This is a genomic window from Microlunatus sp. GCM10028923 (assembly GCF_042666975.1).
Lineage (GTDB): Bacteria > Actinomycetota > Actinomycetes > Propionibacteriales > Propionibacteriaceae > Microlunatus.
Map to the genome: position 1 here is coordinate 201,032 of NZ_JBHTFF010000001.1, position 15,675 is coordinate 216,706.

General features: G+C 71.2%; 13 protein-coding genes. 6 read left to right on the forward strand and 7 right to left on the reverse strand.

Annotated elements, in window-relative coordinates; translation table 11 throughout:
* Positions 1-7: 7 nt before the first annotated feature.
* Entirely contained in the window at positions 8-1,741 is a 1,734-nt protein-coding gene (locus ACFQU4_RS00935) for an ABC transporter ATP-binding protein (protein ID WP_377485741.1), read from the reverse strand.
* Positions 1,738-3,474 carry an ABC transporter ATP-binding protein gene (locus tag ACFQU4_RS00940; protein ID WP_377485743.1) on the reverse strand — a complete coding sequence of 579 codons (1,737 nt, stop codon included), beginning with the start codon at positions 3,472-3,474 and terminating at the stop codon, positions 1,738-1,740. Before ACFQU4_RS00940 ends, ACFQU4_RS00935 begins: the two co-directional genes overlap by 4 nt.
* 151 nt (positions 3,475-3,625) lie before the next feature.
* On the opposite strand from ACFQU4_RS00940, the gene ACFQU4_RS00945 reads away from it, so the two are divergent.
* Entirely contained in the window at positions 3,626-4,345 is a 720-nt protein-coding gene (locus ACFQU4_RS00945) for a TetR/AcrR family transcriptional regulator (RefSeq protein WP_377485745.1), read from the forward strand.
* Here the strand turns inward: ACFQU4_RS00945 and ACFQU4_RS00950 are convergent.
* The 4 genes from ACFQU4_RS00950 to ACFQU4_RS00965 form a co-directional block, all read right to left on the reverse strand.
* Positions 4,302-5,588 (reverse strand): carboxypeptidase-like regulatory domain-containing protein, encoded by a 1,287-nt coding sequence (locus tag ACFQU4_RS00950; protein ID WP_377485747.1) that lies wholly within the window; start codon positions 5,586-5,588, stop codon positions 4,302-4,304. The two genes, ACFQU4_RS00945 and ACFQU4_RS00950, sit on opposite strands and share 44 nt — an antisense overlap.
* Positions 5,589-5,657: 69 nt before the next feature.
* Entirely contained in the window at positions 5,658-6,911 is a 1,254-nt protein-coding gene (locus ACFQU4_RS00955) for an acyl-CoA thioesterase/bile acid-CoA:amino acid N-acyltransferase family protein (RefSeq protein WP_377485749.1), read from the reverse strand.
* Positions 6,908-8,422, reverse strand: coding sequence for a sodium:solute symporter family protein (locus ACFQU4_RS00960; RefSeq protein ID WP_377485751.1), 1,515 nt, complete (start codon positions 8,420-8,422; stop codon positions 6,908-6,910). The genes ACFQU4_RS00955 and ACFQU4_RS00960 overlap by 4 nt, the downstream gene beginning before the upstream one ends.
* A 201-nt stretch (positions 8,423-8,623) precedes the next feature.
* Complete coding sequence (locus tag ACFQU4_RS00965) at positions 8,624-9,052, reverse strand: nuclear transport factor 2 family protein (RefSeq protein ID WP_377485753.1); 429 nt, start codon at positions 9,050-9,052, stop codon at positions 8,624-8,626.
* A gap of 127 nt (positions 9,053-9,179) precedes the next feature.
* On the opposite strand from ACFQU4_RS00965, the gene ACFQU4_RS00970 reads away from it, so the two are divergent.
* The 5 genes from ACFQU4_RS00970 to phnE all read left to right on the forward strand — a co-directional run bounded on the left by ACFQU4_RS00970 (position 9,180) and on the right by phnE (position 14,285).
* A complete protein-coding gene (locus ACFQU4_RS00970; protein ID WP_377485755.1) occupies positions 9,180-9,755 on the forward strand; it encodes a TetR/AcrR family transcriptional regulator in 576 nt (191 codons plus the stop codon).
* Between the two features lie 84 nt (positions 9,756-9,839).
* Positions 9,840-10,547 (forward strand): GntR family transcriptional regulator, encoded by a 708-nt coding sequence (locus ACFQU4_RS00975; RefSeq protein WP_377485757.1) that lies wholly within the window; start codon positions 9,840-9,842, stop codon positions 10,545-10,547.
* Positions 10,548-10,690: 143 nt separating this feature from the next.
* Entirely contained in the window at positions 10,691-11,677 is a 987-nt protein-coding gene (locus ACFQU4_RS00980) for a phosphate/phosphite/phosphonate ABC transporter substrate-binding protein (protein ID WP_377485759.1), read from the forward strand.
* Between the two features lie 2 nt (positions 11,678-11,679).
* Entirely contained in the window at positions 11,680-12,501 is an 822-nt protein-coding gene (gene phnC, locus ACFQU4_RS00985) for a phosphonate ABC transporter ATP-binding protein (RefSeq protein WP_377485761.1), read from the forward strand.
* Positions 12,502-12,506: 5 nt separating this feature from the next.
* Positions 12,507-14,285, forward strand: coding sequence for a phosphonate ABC transporter, permease protein PhnE (gene phnE, locus ACFQU4_RS00990; protein WP_377485763.1), 1,779 nt, complete (start codon positions 12,507-12,509; stop codon positions 14,283-14,285).
* Here the strand turns inward: phnE and ACFQU4_RS00995 are convergent.
* Positions 14,278-15,447, reverse strand: coding sequence for an amidase family protein (locus ACFQU4_RS00995; protein ID WP_377485765.1), 1,170 nt, complete (start codon positions 15,445-15,447; stop codon positions 14,278-14,280). The two genes, phnE and ACFQU4_RS00995, sit on opposite strands and share 8 nt — an antisense overlap.
* Between the last annotated feature and the right edge of the window lie 228 nt (positions 15,448-15,675).

The following is a 15,675-nucleotide window of genomic DNA, read 5'->3' on the forward strand; positions in this document are numbered from 1 at the left end:
GCTCCTGTCAGGTTTGCGGGGTGAGTCGCCAGCCGGCCGCGTCGACGCGCTCGTTCCAGTAGTGCGCGTAGCGGCCGCCGGCGGCGAGCAGTTCGGCATGGGTACCGCGTTCGGCGACGGTGCCGGACTCGTCGAGCAGCAGGATCTGGTCGGCCCCGGCGATGGTCTGCAGCCGGTGCGCGACCACGACCACGGTGCGGCCGTCCCGGACGGCGGTCAGGGCGTCGGTGATCGCGGCCTCGTTGGTGATGTCGAGGGCCGCGGTCGCCTCGTCGAGCAACACGATCGGGGCCCGCTTGAGCAGGGCGCGGGCGATCGAGACCCGCTGCCGCTCGCCGCCCGAGAGGTTGCTGCCGCCCTCACCGACCCTGGCCTGCCAGCCGCCCGGCAGCCGGTCCGCGATCTCGTCCACCCGGGCCCGCCGGGCCGCGTCGAGGACCTCCTCCTCGGTGGCTTCCGGGTTGCCGATCCGGATGTTGTCCATGATCGTCGCGTCGAACAGGTAGACGTCCTGGAACACCGGCGCCACCAGAGCGGCGACCTGCGGGGTGCCGAGGCCGGGCAGGCCCGTGCCGCCGATCGTGACGGTGCCCCGGTGGGGATCGTAGAAGCGTGCGATCAACCGGATGATCGTGGTCTTGCCGGAACCGGACGGGCCGACGATCGCGGTCGTACTGCCGGCCGGGACCTCGAAGCTCAACTCCCGCAGCACCGGTTCCTCGCCGTAGCCGAAGGTGACCCGATCGAACCGGATGGTCGAATCGTCCGGCCGGCCGGGCACCGACGGTTCGGCGAGGGCCGGCTCGTCGAGCAGTCCCTGGATCCGGTCCAGGGTGTTGCTCGCGATGGCGACCCCGCCGCCCAGGGCACCGGAGTGCACGACCGGTTCGGTGAACCGGACGGCGAGCACGAGCAGCGCGATCAGGGACCCGATGCCGAGGTCACCGCCCAGCGCCAGGTAGGTGCCGACCACGAGGACCGCGATCACCGTCAGCTGGACCACGCCGCCGAAGACGCCGACGCCGGTGCCACCGGTGATCATCAGCCGCCGGTTCGCGGCGTGCTGGTCGTGCAGGGCGTCGGCCACCAGCCGCCGGGTGATCGCGTTGTCGCCGGCGCCGCGCAGGGCCGGTTGGACCCGGGCGTATTCGATCACCTGGGCCGAGGCGTCGCCGACCGCCGCGGCATGATCACGATCGGCCGCGGCCATTCGGCGGGCGATCCACCGATAGCAGAGCCAGATCAGCGGGACGGCGAGGGCCAGGGTGAGTCCGATCCGCCAGTCGATCACCAGGGCGCCGACCAGCACGGTCGCCGGCGTCACGAAGGAGGTGAGGATCGGCCGCAGGATCGCGTACGGGACCGTCGAGGCGAACACCACACCCCGGGTGGCCGTGTCCGCCGCCGCCCCGGACCGGTCCGTCGCGTACCAGCCGAGCGGCAGCTCGACCAGCCGGTCGCCGAGCCGGTCCAGCAACGACTGCAGCACCTCGGTCGCGGCGCGCTGGCCGAGCTGGCTGCCGATCCAGAACGCCACCCCGTAGAGCAGCGCGATCCCGCCCAGCGTGATCAGCCAGCCGGTGGCGGCCGTCGTGTCGCCGGCGATCCAGGAGGTCAGGAACGGCACCAGCACGACGAACGCGACGCCCTGCAGGACCGCGGTGATCACGATGGTGGTGATCAGGCCGATCAGCTGACGCCGGCCGGTGGCCGTGGTGAGCCGGAGCAGTTTGCCGATCATCCGGTGACCTCCAGCCGGCTCGCTCCGGACCGCGCCCGCTGGTACTGCTGCCAGAGCGCCTGGTACGGGCCGCCGGCGGTGGCGAGTTGATCATGGGTGCCGCGCTCGACGATCCGGCCCGCGTCGAGCACCAGCAGCTGGTCGACGCCGGTGATGGTGTGCAGCCGATGGGCGATCACCAGCAGGGTGCGCCCGGCGGCGAGCCGGGACAGTGCGTGCTGGATCGCCGCCTCGGAGTCCGGGTCGGCGAACGCGGTCGCCTCGTCCAGGACCAGGATCGGCGCGTCGGTGAGCAGGGCCCGGGCGATGGTCAGCCGCTGGGCCTCGCCGCCGGACAGCGTCGCCTCCGACCCGATCACCGAGTCGTAGCCGCGCGGCAGCCGCAGGATTCGATCATGGATCTGGGCGGCCCTGGCGGCCCGCTCGACGGCGGCGTCGTCGGCGTCCGGCCGGGTCAGCCGGAGGTTGTCGCGGATACTGGCCCGGAGCAGGTAGGCGTCCTGGAAGACGAACCCGATGTCGGCATAGAGGCGCCGACCGGCGATCGTCGCGACGTCCGTAGAGCCGATCTCCACGGTGCCGGCGGTCGGGTCGTAGAACCGGGGGACCAGCCGGGCCAGCGTCGACTTGCCGGAGCCGGAGGCGCCGACCAGCGCGGTCACCGTGCCGGGCTCGCAGCGGGCCGCGATCTCGTGCAGCACCTGATGATCATGGTCGTAGCCGAACGACACGTCCCGCAGCGCGACATCGGTACCGGCCGGCTCGGCCGGGTCCGCCGGCTCGGTGATCGGCGGTGTCCGGAAGAACTCGGCCAGTGACCCGCGGGCCTTGGTGGCGTTGCGGAGGAACTGGGAGGTGGCGCCGAGCTGGAGCATCGGCGCGGTGAGCCCGAGACCGAGCAGCAGGGCCGGCAGCACGTTCAGCGGAGTGATCAGGCCGGCGCCGACCAGCCAGAACCCGACCGCGCCCAGGTAGACCAGGATGATCACCGGCGAGGTGATCAACTCGATGGTGCTGGCCAGCGCGGAGGTCTCCCGCATCCAGCCGTCGTAGAACCGGACGAACCGGCGCGTCTCCTCGCGGTAGCGGGCGTGGCTGCGGCCGGCCTGGCCGAAGCTCTTGACCACCGCGATGCCGTGGACGTACTCGATCGTGGCGCCGTTCAGCCGGACGACGGACGCGTCGTACTCGACGTACTTCTGCTGGCCGCCCCGCATCATGATCGAGTAGAGGACGACGGTGAGCAGCACCGGCAGCACGCTCGCAGCCGCCATCCGCCAGTCGACGACGAACAGGTAGCCGAGCGAGATCACCGGTACGGCGATCGCCATGATCGTGTCCTGGATCGCGTGCGCCACCAGCTGGTGCAGGGCCGCGACGTCGTTCTCGACCAGCTTCTTGACGGTGCCGGAGGAGCGCCGGTCGAACCAGCCCAGCGGCAGCGTGCGGAGGTGCCGGACGATCCGGGTCCGCAGGTCGAGCTGGAGGTCGTTGTCGGCGAGGTGGCTGATCATGGAGGAGCCGACGGCCGCGAGGAACCCGACGACCAGGGCCGCGGCGCCGCCGATCACGACGGCCCAGGCCCGGCCGGTCTCGACCGGACCGCCGGACAGCCCGGGCCAGAGGGTCCGGACCAGTTCGATGATCGCGACGAACGGCAGCACGCCGGCGACCGCGCCGATCAGAGCGAGGCCGCCGATGATCACCAGCCTGCCTCGGACAGCGCTGAACATCCGGAACCCCCAAAGAGCTTGTTGAAAATCATTGCCAACTATACCGAACACCGTTCTAATCGGCGAATCGGACCTTGAAGGCAAGCCTTACCTCTAGCGGTTCGCTCGGGCCGATCGGTCAGACTGGGGGACCGACCCAGGAGGTGACCCCGTGCCCGGACCTGCGACCGCGCCCTTCCACACTGGGCTGACGCCGGAGTCGGTGATCGACGCGGCGGTCCGGCTGTCGGCCGGGCAGCACCTGTTCCGCTGGTCGATCCGTGATCTCGCCGGTCAGCTCGGGGTGGCGCCGTCGGTGATCTATCACCATGTCGGCGGCAAGGATCTGCTCTGCCGGCACGTGGTGGAGCGGGTCGTGGCGCCGCTCCGGCCGCCGTCCGCCCGCTTCGGCTGGGCCCGCTGGTTCCGGACCCTGCTCCTGGACCTGCGGCCGATCCTGGCCGCCTATCCGGGCACCGCGAAGTGGCTGCTGATGCACGGCCCGACCTTCCCTGCGCTGCTGCAGGTGGTCGACGGCGGCGTGGCGGCGCTGCGCCGGGCCGGCTTCGGCGATCGGGTCGGATTCGCCTACGGCGCCTTGATCAACTCCGCGCTGCTCACCATCTCGATCACCGACGACCGGCTCGACCATGAGGGCGACGGCCCGCGTGATCATGCCGCGATGATGAACGACTTCCGGCGCGAAGGGGCCGACAGCGAGGGGCTGTCGCTGATCGCCGAGTCGCTCGTGGTTCCCTTCGCGGCCGGCGCGGCGGAGGCCGAGGAGCAGCGGGACGCCTTCTACCGGTTCATGATCGACACGGTGATCGCGGGCCTGGCCCGGTTCGCTACCGGATCGCGTACGGCTGCTCGGCCGAGTACGAGGCGTTGACCTCGGGATCGTCCGGTACGAACTCGGCGTAGGCCAAGCCACCGTCGAGGGCGAGCTTGCTCGGGAAGGCGATGATCACGTCGCCCAGCTCGTTGGGCCGACCCTCGCCGAGCTTGATGTGGTGGCCCTGCTCCTCGCCGTGCGAGTCGTCCCAGATGATCACCTTGCCCGCCGGGGCGCCGGACTCGACCGACACGTGCACCTGCGCCCGCAGCGCGTTGGTCTGATCACCGCGCGCCGAGGACGGTGACAGCACCAGCCCGGTGGTCGAGTCGCGCGGCTTCAGGCGGACCGGACCGGAGGCGTCGACGGTGACCGTCTCGTGGCCGGACAGGCTCGCGGTGACCCGGGCGCCGACGGTGCGGCCGGCGTCGGCGGCGGTCAGCCGGTAGGCCCGGTCGGTCGCGCCGCGGATCGGCCGTCCGTCGCGCAGCCAGGTGTACCGGAGGGTCGCGTTGGGGTGGTACCAGGGGTTCACGACCTCGAGCTGGGCACCCTTCGCGAGCGTTCGCGGCGCCCGGATCTCCGGCCCGCCGAGACCCGGGTCGAGGGTCGGGTCGGCGAAGTCGGCGTCCAGCCTGGTCGTCGTACCGGCGGCGACCTCCACCGTCTTGATCAACTTCGCGCCGGTGCGGCCGTCGAAGAAGGTGACCTGCTGCCGGCCGGGGAGGACCAGCATGGTCCGGTACTCGCCGCCGGTGGGCCAGCCCGAGCGCACTCCGTGGCTCAGGCCGCTCGAGTCGGTGTAGTTGACCTGCAGGTCGTTGACCGGCTCGCCGAGGGTGTCGTTGGTGAACCCGATCAGGCGACCGCCGATCGGAAGGGCACCGTCCAGTCCGGTGAGGTCGCCGCCGGACACGGTGAAGCGCTTGGCGCTGCTCTGCGGGTTCTGCCAGCAGGCGTCACCGAGCGCCTTCACATCGCCGTACCAGCGCGAGACGAGGAGCCGGGTCCCGTTCTGCGGGGTCGACCACGGGTCGCGGAACAGGAACGTGTAGTCGCCGTCCGGGACGCCGGTGATCATGAACCGGCCCTTCTCGTCGGCGATGCCCAGCCGGCGCGTCTCGGTCGGGGTGCCGTCCTCGTCGAACCGGCAGAGCTCGGCCTCGGCGCCGGGCACCGGGTCGCCGCCGGCGGCGGTGATCGTCCCGGACAGCGTCGCCGCGTTCTCGGCAGCCGCCGGCTGGACGAACAGCAGGATCAGGGCCGCGGCGACCAGGCCCACAGCAAATCTGGTGCGCATCTGATCAGTCTTCGACGATCAAGCTCCGGCGTCCGGCCGGGCACCGACTGTTCGTCGAGAATTCACCGGTCAGTGCTGCAGCAGGTAGTCGATCACCTGGGGCCAGACCTCGGCCTCGGCGCGCTTGTTGGCGGCCGGGCTGGTGCCGCGGCTGTCGTCGGACGGCACCACCGGCGTGTACGGCAGGAGCCCGCCGAGCCCGTGCCCGGCCTCGGGGTAGGACCACAGCCGGTGCTCCGGGTGGCCGGCCTGGTCCAACCGGTTCATGATCGACTCCGCGTGACGGCAGGAGGGCCAGAGCTGGTCGGCGCCGCCGCAGACGGCGAGCACCGGGCCGTCGATCCGGCCGACGGGGATGATCGCGGCCTGCTCGGCCGGCTCGGGGTTGCCCGGCTGCCCGTACGGGAGCGGCTTCGACCCGAGCGTCCAGGCCGACCGGTCGCAGTCGGGGAAGCCGCAGACCACGACGCCGGAGGGGACCGTGGCCAGCACGCCGTGGATCAGGTCCGGGTGCTGGGCGGCGAGCAGCTGGGCCGGCTCGGAGCCACGGGAGACGCCCATCGTCCAGATCCGGTCCGGGTCGACGCCGGGCTGTCGGCGGAGCCAGCGCAGCGCCGGTTCGAAGGTCTCCAGCGGGATCTCGTTCAGGGTTTCGGGCAGACCGGGCAGGCCGAAGTACGCGACCGAGAGGGTCGCCAGGCCGCGTTCGGCGAGGGCGTCACCGAGGACGGTGGTACGGAGGCCGCCTTCAGCGCCGCCGATCAGGAGGACGGCGGGGCGCCGCTCGGTCGACTCCGCCGCCGGCCGGTAGCTGCCGATGAACCCGTCCCGGTCCAGGTCCAGCGGCTGCCGCTCGCGGCCGCCCGAGTAGAGGGTGCGGGTGACGTCGCGGGCCGCCGCGGCGCGGCCGTCCAGCGACGCGGTGATCGTGAACGTCGCGGGACCCGCCGGCCAGGCGTAGCGGACCGGCTCGGCCGACGCGGGAACGGGCTGCATCGACCAGAGCAGGCCCATCGGGTCGACGTCGGTGTACGTACCGGCGGTGGGAGCCAGGACGGCCGGGTCGACCACCCCGTCCCGGCCGGCCGTGTAGGTCCCGGTCGACTCCCAGGTGATCTTGTCCGCATCCGTCGACCGGACGGCGAGCTGTACCTCGGCGCCGGCGCGGAGCCCGCTGATCCGGATCGTGACCGGCTGGTCGGCCCGGGCCGTCGCCGGCCCGACCTCGATCACCGGATCACCCGACGCGGCGCAACCGAGCGGGCCCAGGGCCAGCACGGCGGCGCCGACCATGATCGCGATCCGCCGCGGGCCGGAGATCATCGAGCCGTGGCCTCGGCCTCGGCGTCCGTACCGAGGGAGTCGACCAGCCGGTCCGCCTCGGCGTTGCGCCAGGGCCGGACCAGGCCGATCACGATGAAGATCACCAGCGCGACCAGCACCGGGCCGCCGACGGTGATCGCGGTCGCCTGGTCCGGGGCCAGGGCGGCGATCTGCTTCGGCAGGACGAACTTGGTGATCACGAAGACGGCCAGCCCGGCCGCCCAGGAGATGATCGCCGCGCCCGGCCCGCACCGCTTGAAGGCCGGCAACAGTCCGAGCAGCATCGGGATGGCGATCGGGCCGACCAGGCCGCCGAACCAGGTGATCAACAGTCCGAGCACCCCGCCGAAGGAGCCCGAGGTCAGCGCGATCACCATGCTCAGGGCGATGAAGCTGAACACCGCGATCCGGCCGACCGTCAGCTCGGTCCTGGTGCTGAGGCCGGTCCGTCGCCGCCAGAGGGCGGGCAGGATGTCCCGGGTGACGACGGAGGAGATCGCGTTCGCGTCGGAACCGGTCATCGCCATCGTGTGCGAGAACAGCCCGGCCAGCACCAGCCCGACCAGGCCGGCGGGCAGCAGCTGCAGGGCGAGCCGGGCGTAGGCCTGGGACGGGTCGGCCAGGTCCGGCACCAGCAGCGGCGCCGCCCACATCGGGAAGAACATGATCAACGGCCAGACCAGGTAGAGCCCGGCCGACAGGAGCGCGGCCCGGCGCGCGGTGCTGCCGGTCGGCGAGGCGATGAAGCGCTGGGCGAGGTTCCAGGTGCCGCCGTTGTACGAGAGCGTGTTGATCAACAGGTAGACCGCGACGAACAGCACCGTGTACTGGCCGTTGAACGCGTCGCCGTGGCCCTCCGGCAGCCGGTCCCACAACGTCCACAGCGTCGCCACGCCGTCCAGTGAGGTGAGCACGACGACGAAGAGCACGATCCCGGCGACGAACTGGATCAGGAACTGGCCGGTGTCGGTCAGTGCGTCGGCCCAGAGCCCGCCGACGGTGGAGTAGACCAGCGTCACGCCGCCGGTCAGCAGGATGCCCCAGACCAGCGGGACCCCGGCGAAGACGTTCAGCAGGATGCCCATCGCCGTCCACTTCGCGCCGACGTCGAACACCTTCAGCGCCGTACCGCTCCAGGCCAGCAGCTGCTGGGTCGGCAGGTTGTACCTGATCTTGAGGTACTCCAGCGGCGAGATGATGTCGAGGCGCTGCCGGAGCCGGGGCCAGCGCGGCGCGAACAGGAAGGCCCCGACGACCATCGCGACCGTGATCCCCATCGCCCACCACACGTAGAGCACGAAGCCCTCCGTGTACGCGATCGCCGCATACCCGACGAAGACGGCCGCGCTGTAGCCCGACATGTGGTGCGAGATCCCGGACAGCCACCACGGCATCCGGCCGCCCGCGGTGAAGTAGTCGGCCGAGTTCTTCACCCGGGCCTTGGCCCAGAGCCCGATCCCGATCATGACCAGGAAGTAGCCGCCGACGATCACCCAGTCCAGTGCCTGCATTGAGAAACGGTGGCATGCAATCGGTTGCAGGTCAAGGGGGTGCTGCGGTCCCTGAGCTTGTCGAAGGGATGAGGCGGCTCTGGCTTGGCCCTTCGACAGGCTCAGGGCGCGGAAGGGTTCGCAGGCTCAGGGCGCGGAAGGGTTCGCGGGCTCGGGGTGCGGAAGGGTTCGCGGGCTCGGGGTGCGGAAGGGTTCGCCGGGTCAGGGTGCGGGCGGGGTCGCCAGGGCCTGCCGGACCATCTCGGCGGAGGCGCCGGCGAAGTAGTCGTGGTGCTCGATGATCAGCTCGTCCCGGACCCGGACCACGTGCAGCTGCCGGAACCGGTGCCGGGCGCCGCTGCCGGGATCGACGACGACGGCGTCGAGCTCGGCGATGATCAGTTCCGGGTCGGTGGTCTCGTGCACGGTCAGGTTCGACTCCTCCGGAACCGGCGCGGTGGTGCCGCGGACCCGGTCCAGGGCGACGGACATGGCCCGGATCGCGTCCCGGCCGTCGAACCGGTCCGGCACTCCGGCCGGCGCGAACGGGAAGTGCACGACCGCGTCCGGCGCGTAGTGAGCGGCCTGGGCGTCCCGGTCGCCGGCGATCGCCAGTTCGAGCTGGCGCAGGTAGATCTCCTTGGGGGTCATTGGGGTCCTTCTCTCCCATCGAGCGAAGCGGACTGATCAGTCCGCTTGATCCGAGTATATGGAGTGATCACTCCGTTTCTCAAGAACGCGGCCGCAGGAGGGCCGGACTCGGTAGATTCGCCTTACTGTGCCGAGCAACGAACCGACTCCTCCGGTCTCCAGGCAACGCGCGGACGCCGTCCGCAACCGCGCGCGGGTGCTGGCCGCCGCCGAGGAAGTGTTCGACCGGTCCGGCCCGACGGCCTCCACGGCCGAGATCGCCCGGGTCGCCGGCGTCGGGGTCGGCACCGTCTTCCGGCACTTCCCGACCAAGCGCGACCTGCTCTCGGCGATCGTCAAGGACCGTTGGGTACGGGTCGCCGAGCTGGCCGAGCGGATGAACGAGGGCGACGACCCCGACGCGTTCTTCACCTTCTTCGGCGACCTGGTCGCCATCGCCGCCGGCCGGAAATCGGTCGTCGACGCGCTGGCGCTGGAGGGGGTCGACCTGAGCGTCGACAAGCCGATCGGCTCCCTGCAGGCCATGATCACGCCGCTGCTGGACCGGGCCAAGGACGCCGGCCGGGTGCGCCGCGACATCGAGGTGCCCGAGGTGATGGCGCTGCTGATCGGCACCTGCCAGGCCGCCCTGTCGGCGGGCTGGAGCGCCGAGCTGCGAGACCGTACCACCAAGATCATCTTCGACGGGCTCCGGCACCGCTGACGTTCAAGTCACGTTCAGGTCGGGTTCAGTCCGTCGTCGAGCGCCGCTCGCCCGGAGGGCAGGTCGAAGGCTCATCGTCGAAACATGGTGGCCAAATTGTCCCGGGAAGTCGCCGCGGTGCTGGCGGCCGAGATCCGCGAACTGCCGGCCGGGCACCGGCTGGACGGCGAGCACGCGATCATGAAGCGGTTCGGTGTCAGTCGCAGCACGGTGCGTGCCGCGCTGAAGGAACTCCATGATCAATATCTGGTCCGCCGGGTGCAGGGCTCGGGGACGTTCGTCAACCGGCGGATCGACTACGTGATCTCGCGGAGCCGGCGGCCGTCGCTGCACGAGACGATCGCCAGTGCCGGTGCGAAGGCGTACACCCATCTGGTCGGGGCCGAACTGCGCGCCGTGCCGGAACCCGTCGCCGACCGGCTCGGCCTCGCGCCGGGCACCGAGGCGCAGCGCCTGATCCGGATGAGCTACATCGACGACGAGGTGTCCGGCTATTCGGAGGAGTGGATCAGCCTCGAGGTCTGCGACCACATCGAGGTCGGCCTGCGGGTGATCGAATCGCTCGACCAGGTGCTCCGCGGTCGCGGGTACGACCCCGTCCGGGCCTGGTGCCGGATCGGGCTGGACACCCCGCCGGCCGCGGTCGGCGAGCGACTCGGGCAGGACGGGCCCCGGCCGACCTGGATCGTGGAGAGCCTGACCCGGAACCGGAACGACGCGCGGCAGCTGATGTGCAGCACGACCTGGACCCGGCCGGATCTGGTCCGGATGGTCCTTGAGCTGGAGGAATGACCCCGTAACGGAGTTGTCCGCCTGACCGGCGGCGATTGTCAGCGAGGATTTCCGATTGTTCACCTGGTCCTGAGGTGGGCGTCAGGCCGGGCGCGGACAGAGATCGACGACGGCAGTGACGATCCGATTCGCGAGGAGCCCAGATGAACGTCGGCCCGTACAGGGGGAAGGTCGCGATCGCGACCAGGAAGGGACGGGCCGTGCTGGCCGCCGCGTTGCTGGCCGGGGCGGGACTCCTGGCCGGCTGTGGCGAGAGTGCGGTGGCCGGACCGGAGCCGGGTACCGACCCGGAGGTGCTGATGCTCGGTCACATCCCGAGTGAGAACTCGAACAACATCGACGAGGAGTACCAGCTCGTGATGGAGGTGATCGAGAAGGAGACCGGCAAGAAGGTGGAGTTCCAGCCGGCGACCAGCTACGCCGCGGTGATCGAGGCCCAGCGGGCCGGCAAGGTGCAGTTGGCGTCCTACGGCCCGTTCTCGTACGTCGTCGCGAAGGACAGCGGCGTCGGCATCACGGCGCTCGGGTTCCTCGCCGAGACCAAGGACTCGACCGGCGGCTACCACTCGGCCGCCTGGGTGCCGAAGGGCTCGCCGATCAAGGACCTGGCCGGGTTCAAGGGCAAGAAGGTCTGCTTCGTCGACCCGACGTCGACCTCGGGCTATCTCTATCCCTCGGCCGGCCTGCTCGAGGCCGGCCTCGATCCGAAGAAGGACGTGACCCCGGTGTTCGCCGGCGGCCACGACTCGTCGGTGATCGCGATCGCCAACCAGCAGTGCGAGGCCGGGTTCTCCCAGGACTCGATGCCGGAGGAGCTCAGCAAGAGCGGCCAGGTCGCCGACGGGGCGGTGTCCGAGGTCTGGAAGTCGGCTCTGATCCCGTCCTCGCCGATCGTGATGAGCGACTCGCTGTCGGCGCCGCTGAAGGAGAAGCTCACGGACATCTTCGCCAACAAGCTCAACGTCGACTGGCTGTCGGCCAACGGCTACTGCGACAGCGCCGACGCGTGCCCGCTGCCGGGTGAGGAGAGCACCAGCGCCTGGGGCTTCAAGCCGGTCGAGGATTCCACCTACGACGGGATCCGCGAGGTCTGCACGATCACCAAGTCCGACTCCTGCCAGGTGAGTTGATCATGACCGGCCACTCGGCGGTGATCGAATTCGACGGCGTCGGCAAGCGGTTCGGCGACACCGTGGCGCTGGACGACGTCACCTTCGGGGTCGAGCCCGGCACCGTGGTGGTGCTGCTCGGCCTGTCCGGCTCCGGCAAGTCCACCCTGCTCCGGCAGGTGAACGGGCTGCAGCAGCCGACCACCGGGACGGTCCGGGTGCTCGGCGCGGAGGTGTCGGGCACCCGCGGCCGGTCGCTGCGGGAACTGCGCCGGCAGATCGGCTTCGTGTTCCAGAACTTCCACCTGGTCGGCCCGTGCACCGTGCTGGAGAACGTCTGCACGGGCCTGCTCGGCTCGCTGATCGGGCCCCGGCTCGGGCTGGCGATGTATCCGCGTTCGGTCCGCCGGCAGGCGCTGGAGCAGCTGGACCGGGTCGGGCTGGCCGACCGCGCGTTCCAGCGGGCCGACACACTGTCCGGCGGGCAGCAGCAGCGGGTCGCGATCGCCCGGGCGCTGGTGCAACGCCCGAAGATCCTGCTGGCCGACGAGCCGGTCGCGTCGCTCGATCCCGAGTCCAGCGCCCAGGTGATGGAGCTGATCCGCGAGATCGGGGCCGAGGACGACCTGACCGTGCTGTGCAGCCTGCACCAGGTGGAGCTGGCCCTCGACTTCGCCGACCGGATCGTCGGGCTGCGGTCCGGTGCGGTGGTGCTGGATCGGGCGGCGGCGGGACTCTCCCGGGACCAGGCGATGGAGATCTACGGCTCCGTCGGTGCCGAGCCCGAGGGCGCCCCGGCACCGACCCGGCCGGTCCGGGTGGGACTGCCGGCGCTGGCCGGGTAGCGCCGATGACCGCAGTGGACACCCGGTCCGGGGTGGCGGGCGGGGTCGGTACGGGCGGCGGCGGCTCGGGCAGCGGCGGCGAGCCGGTCCGGTTCCCGCCGCGGCCGCGGACGCCGCTCGGCCACGTGATCATGAACGTGGTGCTGCTCGGCCTGCTCGGCGCCGCGATCTGGTCGATCATCGACCTCAAGATCAATCTGGCGACCATGATCGACGGGATCGACTACGCGATCGCGTTCCTGCGCCGGGTGGTGCCGCTGGACTTCCCGCCGGTGCAGGAGATCCTGGTCATGGTGGGACAGACACTGGCCATCGTCGTCTGCGCGACCGTCCTGTCGGTGCTGCTCAGCGTGCCGGTCGCGCTGCTGGCCGCCCGGAACACCACAATCAACTCGGTCACCCGCGGCGGCGCCCGGGTGATCATCGTGGTCGCCCGCGCGTTGCCCGAGTTGATCTTGGCGATGTTCTTCCTGCGGATCTTCGGGCTCGGCGCGCTGGCCGGCATCCTGGCGCTCGGGCTGCACTCGGTCGGCATGGTCGGCAAGCTGTACGCGGACGCGATCGAGGAACTCGAGCCGGGCCCGCGGGAGGCGCTCCGGGCCACCGGGGCGACCGGGCTGCAGCAGCTCACCGGGGCGATCCTGCCGCGGCTCGGCCCGGCCCTGGTGGCGACCGCGCTGCACCGGTTCGACATCAACCTGCGCGGCTCGGTGATCCTCGGCTTCGTCGGGGTCGGCGGGATCGGCCTCGAGCTGGCCGGCGCGCTGAACACGATGAACTACCGGCGCGGGCTGGCGCTGGCGATGATCCTGCTGGTGATCTGCCTGGTCACCGAGCTGCTGTCCGGGCTGATCCGGACGGCCCTGCTCGGCCGGGCCTCGGTCCGGCGATCACCGCTGGCCTGGGTGCGGCGGCTCCGGGACCGGGCCGACCGGGCGTCCGGCGGCTGGGTCCGCGGATCGGCGGGGTCGGTCGCTCCGGGAGCGGCGGCCGGGTCAGGTGGCCGGATCAGCCCGCCGTGGAACGCGGAGCGGGTCGGCCGCACGCTGTCGTACCTGCTGACGGCGATCGTGATCGGCGCCTCGCTGGCCGGTGCCCAGATCACCCCGGAACAGCTCGCCGGCGGGCTGCAGCAGGCGCTGCACGTGAGCTCGCTCTACCTGCCGCCCGGGCTCGGCGGGATCGGCGACAAGCTGTTCGCCGCGATGGTCGAGACCGTGCAGATGGGCCTGGCCGGGACCCTGATCGGGTTGGTCACCGCGATCCCGATCGGCGTCCTGGCGGCCCGGAACGTCGCACCCCGGCCCGGCATCGCGACGTTCTGCCGGGTGATCATCGTCGGCGTCCGGGCGTTCCCCGATCTGATCATCGCGATCTGCATCGTCGTGATCACCGGACTCGGCCCGGTCGCCGGTGCGCTGGCCCTCTCCTTCGGCGCGGTCGGCTTCCTGAGCAAGATCATCGCCGACTCGATCGAGGAGACCGACGTCGCCGTCCAGGAGGCCGTCCGGTCCACCGGCGGCGGTGGCCTGCAGGTGTTCGGGGCCGCCACCCTGCGCCAGGCCGCGCCGTCCGTGGTCGCCCACGTGATGCATCAGCTCGACGTGAACGTACGGGGAGCGACCAACCTCGGCGTGGTCGGCGCCGGCGGCATCGGCTATTACATGACCAACGCCAACCGGGTGCTCAACTACCAGGTCGTGACCAGCTGCATGATCATGATCCTGGTGGTGATCCTCGCCATCGAGGCGCTCGCGATCTGGGTTCGCCGCCGGGTCAGCTGAATCCCTCGGCCGAGTGGGGTGGTCGGGGGAGCGGCACGGCGATCGGGCGGGCGACCCGGACGGCCAGGTCGTCCCGGTGCGGCGCGGCGACGATCTGTGCGCCGACCGGCAGGCCGTCGAGCCGTCCGACCGGGACCGTGATCGCAGGATGGCCGGAGAGGTTGAACGCCCAGCAGAGGTCGCAGGCGACGTGCTCCTGGTAGTTCCGGTACCGGAACGCGGTCTGCGGGGTGGTCGGCGTGATCAACGCGTCCACGTCGGCGAAGAGTTCGCTCAGCGTGCGTTCGAGTTCCCTGCGGTACGCGAGCGCCGCCTGCAGGTCCGCATGATCGACCTCGCGGCCGCGGTCCAGGGCGTGCAGGGTGTGCCAGGCTTCGCTCGGGTCGCTCAGGGCCACCGGGCGGTCGACCAGGTCGAGCGAGCCCTCGTCGGCGAGGGTCTGCAGGCGATCTCGTACCAGAGTGGCGAGGGCGGGGTCCGGTGAGGCGAAACCGAGTTCGGCGGAGAACGCGAAGCGGGGCGGGCGTTCGTTTGCCGGGACGGTCGGCTGCCAGGCGGGCAGCGCGGTCGGGTCGAGCGGGTGGCTGCCGGCGGCGACCTGGACGGCGGCCACGACGTCATCGACGGTGGCCCCGATGACGCCGGCACAGGTCAACTGGGCCAGGCCCCGGCCGCCGGTCCGCGGGATCCGGCCGACCGTGCCCTTGAACCCGACCACGCCGCAGAACGCGGCCGGGATCCGCAACGATCCGGCGCTGTCGCCGCCGGTCGCGAACGGGACGACCCCGGCCGCGACCGCCACCGCGGAGCCGGCCGACGAGCCGCCGGAGCTGTGCTCCAGGGACCAGGGGTTGCGGGTGTGATCACGCCCGTTCCAGCCCCAGGTCTGGGAATCGACCCGAGGATCGGGCCGGGTCGTCGTCCCGATCGGTACCGCTCCGGCCGCGACCAGCCGCTGCACGATCGGCGTCTCCAGCCCGGTCCCGTCCTTGATCATGAACGGAGTCCCGGCCAGCGGCCCGCGCTCGACGGCCGGTTGCGCGGCGACCCGTCGGGCCAGGGCCCGGGCCTGGTCCGGCCAAGGCTCGGCGACGAAATGAAGATCGACATCGAGCCGGGCCATGTCCGACAACGCGTTCTCGACCCGCTCCTCGAAGTGCACCTCACGAGCCTAACCAGCGCAGCGACGGCGGGTCGGTCAGCCGCTCGGGGACCCACGGCGCACCCCTGAACTCCCTAGGACCTCACCCGGCCCCGACTCGCCCGCCCATCGCCGAGTCGTCGGGCGACCGGAGTGCAGCGTTGTCGACATCCCCGCGTTGCCGGGGATCCGTAGTGTGGGGTTGTCGACATCCCTGCGTTCTCGGGGGTCGGTGGTGTGGGGTTGTCG

What these genes read in the sequence shown, in the direction of transcription:
- ACFQU4_RS00935 (WP_377485741.1), bottom strand. Translation starts at nt 1,741, where the DNA reads ATGATCGGCAAACTGCTCCGGCTCACCACGGCCACCGGCCGGCGTCAG.
- ACFQU4_RS00940 (WP_377485743.1), bottom strand. Translation starts at nt 3,474, where the DNA reads ATGTTCAGCGCTGTCCGAGGCAGGCTGGTGATCATCGGCGGCCTCGCT.
- ACFQU4_RS00950 (WP_377485747.1), bottom strand. Translation starts at nt 5,588, where the DNA reads ATGCGCACCAGATTTGCTGTGGGCCTGGTCGCCGCGGCCCTGATCCTG.
- ACFQU4_RS00955 (WP_377485749.1), bottom strand. Translation starts at nt 6,911, where the DNA reads ATGATCTCCGGCCCGCGGCGGATCGCGATCATGGTCGGCGCCGCCGTG.
- ACFQU4_RS00960 (WP_377485751.1), bottom strand. Translation starts at nt 8,422, where the DNA reads ATGCAGGCACTGGACTGGGTGATCGTCGGCGGCTACTTCCTGGTCATG.
- ACFQU4_RS00965 (WP_377485753.1), bottom strand. Translation starts at nt 9,052, where the DNA reads ATGACCCCCAAGGAGATCTACCTGCGCCAGCTCGAACTGGCGATCGCC.
- ACFQU4_RS00975 (WP_377485757.1), top strand. Translation starts at nt 9,840, where the DNA reads ATGGTGGCCAAATTGTCCCGGGAAGTCGCCGCGGTGCTGGCGGCCGAG.
- ACFQU4_RS00980 (WP_377485759.1), top strand. Translation starts at nt 10,691, where the DNA reads ATGAACGTCGGCCCGTACAGGGGGAAGGTCGCGATCGCGACCAGGAAG.
- phnC (WP_377485761.1), top strand. Translation starts at nt 11,680, where the DNA reads ATGACCGGCCACTCGGCGGTGATCGAATTCGACGGCGTCGGCAAGCGG.
- phnE (WP_377485763.1), top strand. Translation starts at nt 12,507, where the DNA reads ATGACCGCAGTGGACACCCGGTCCGGGGTGGCGGGCGGGGTCGGTACG.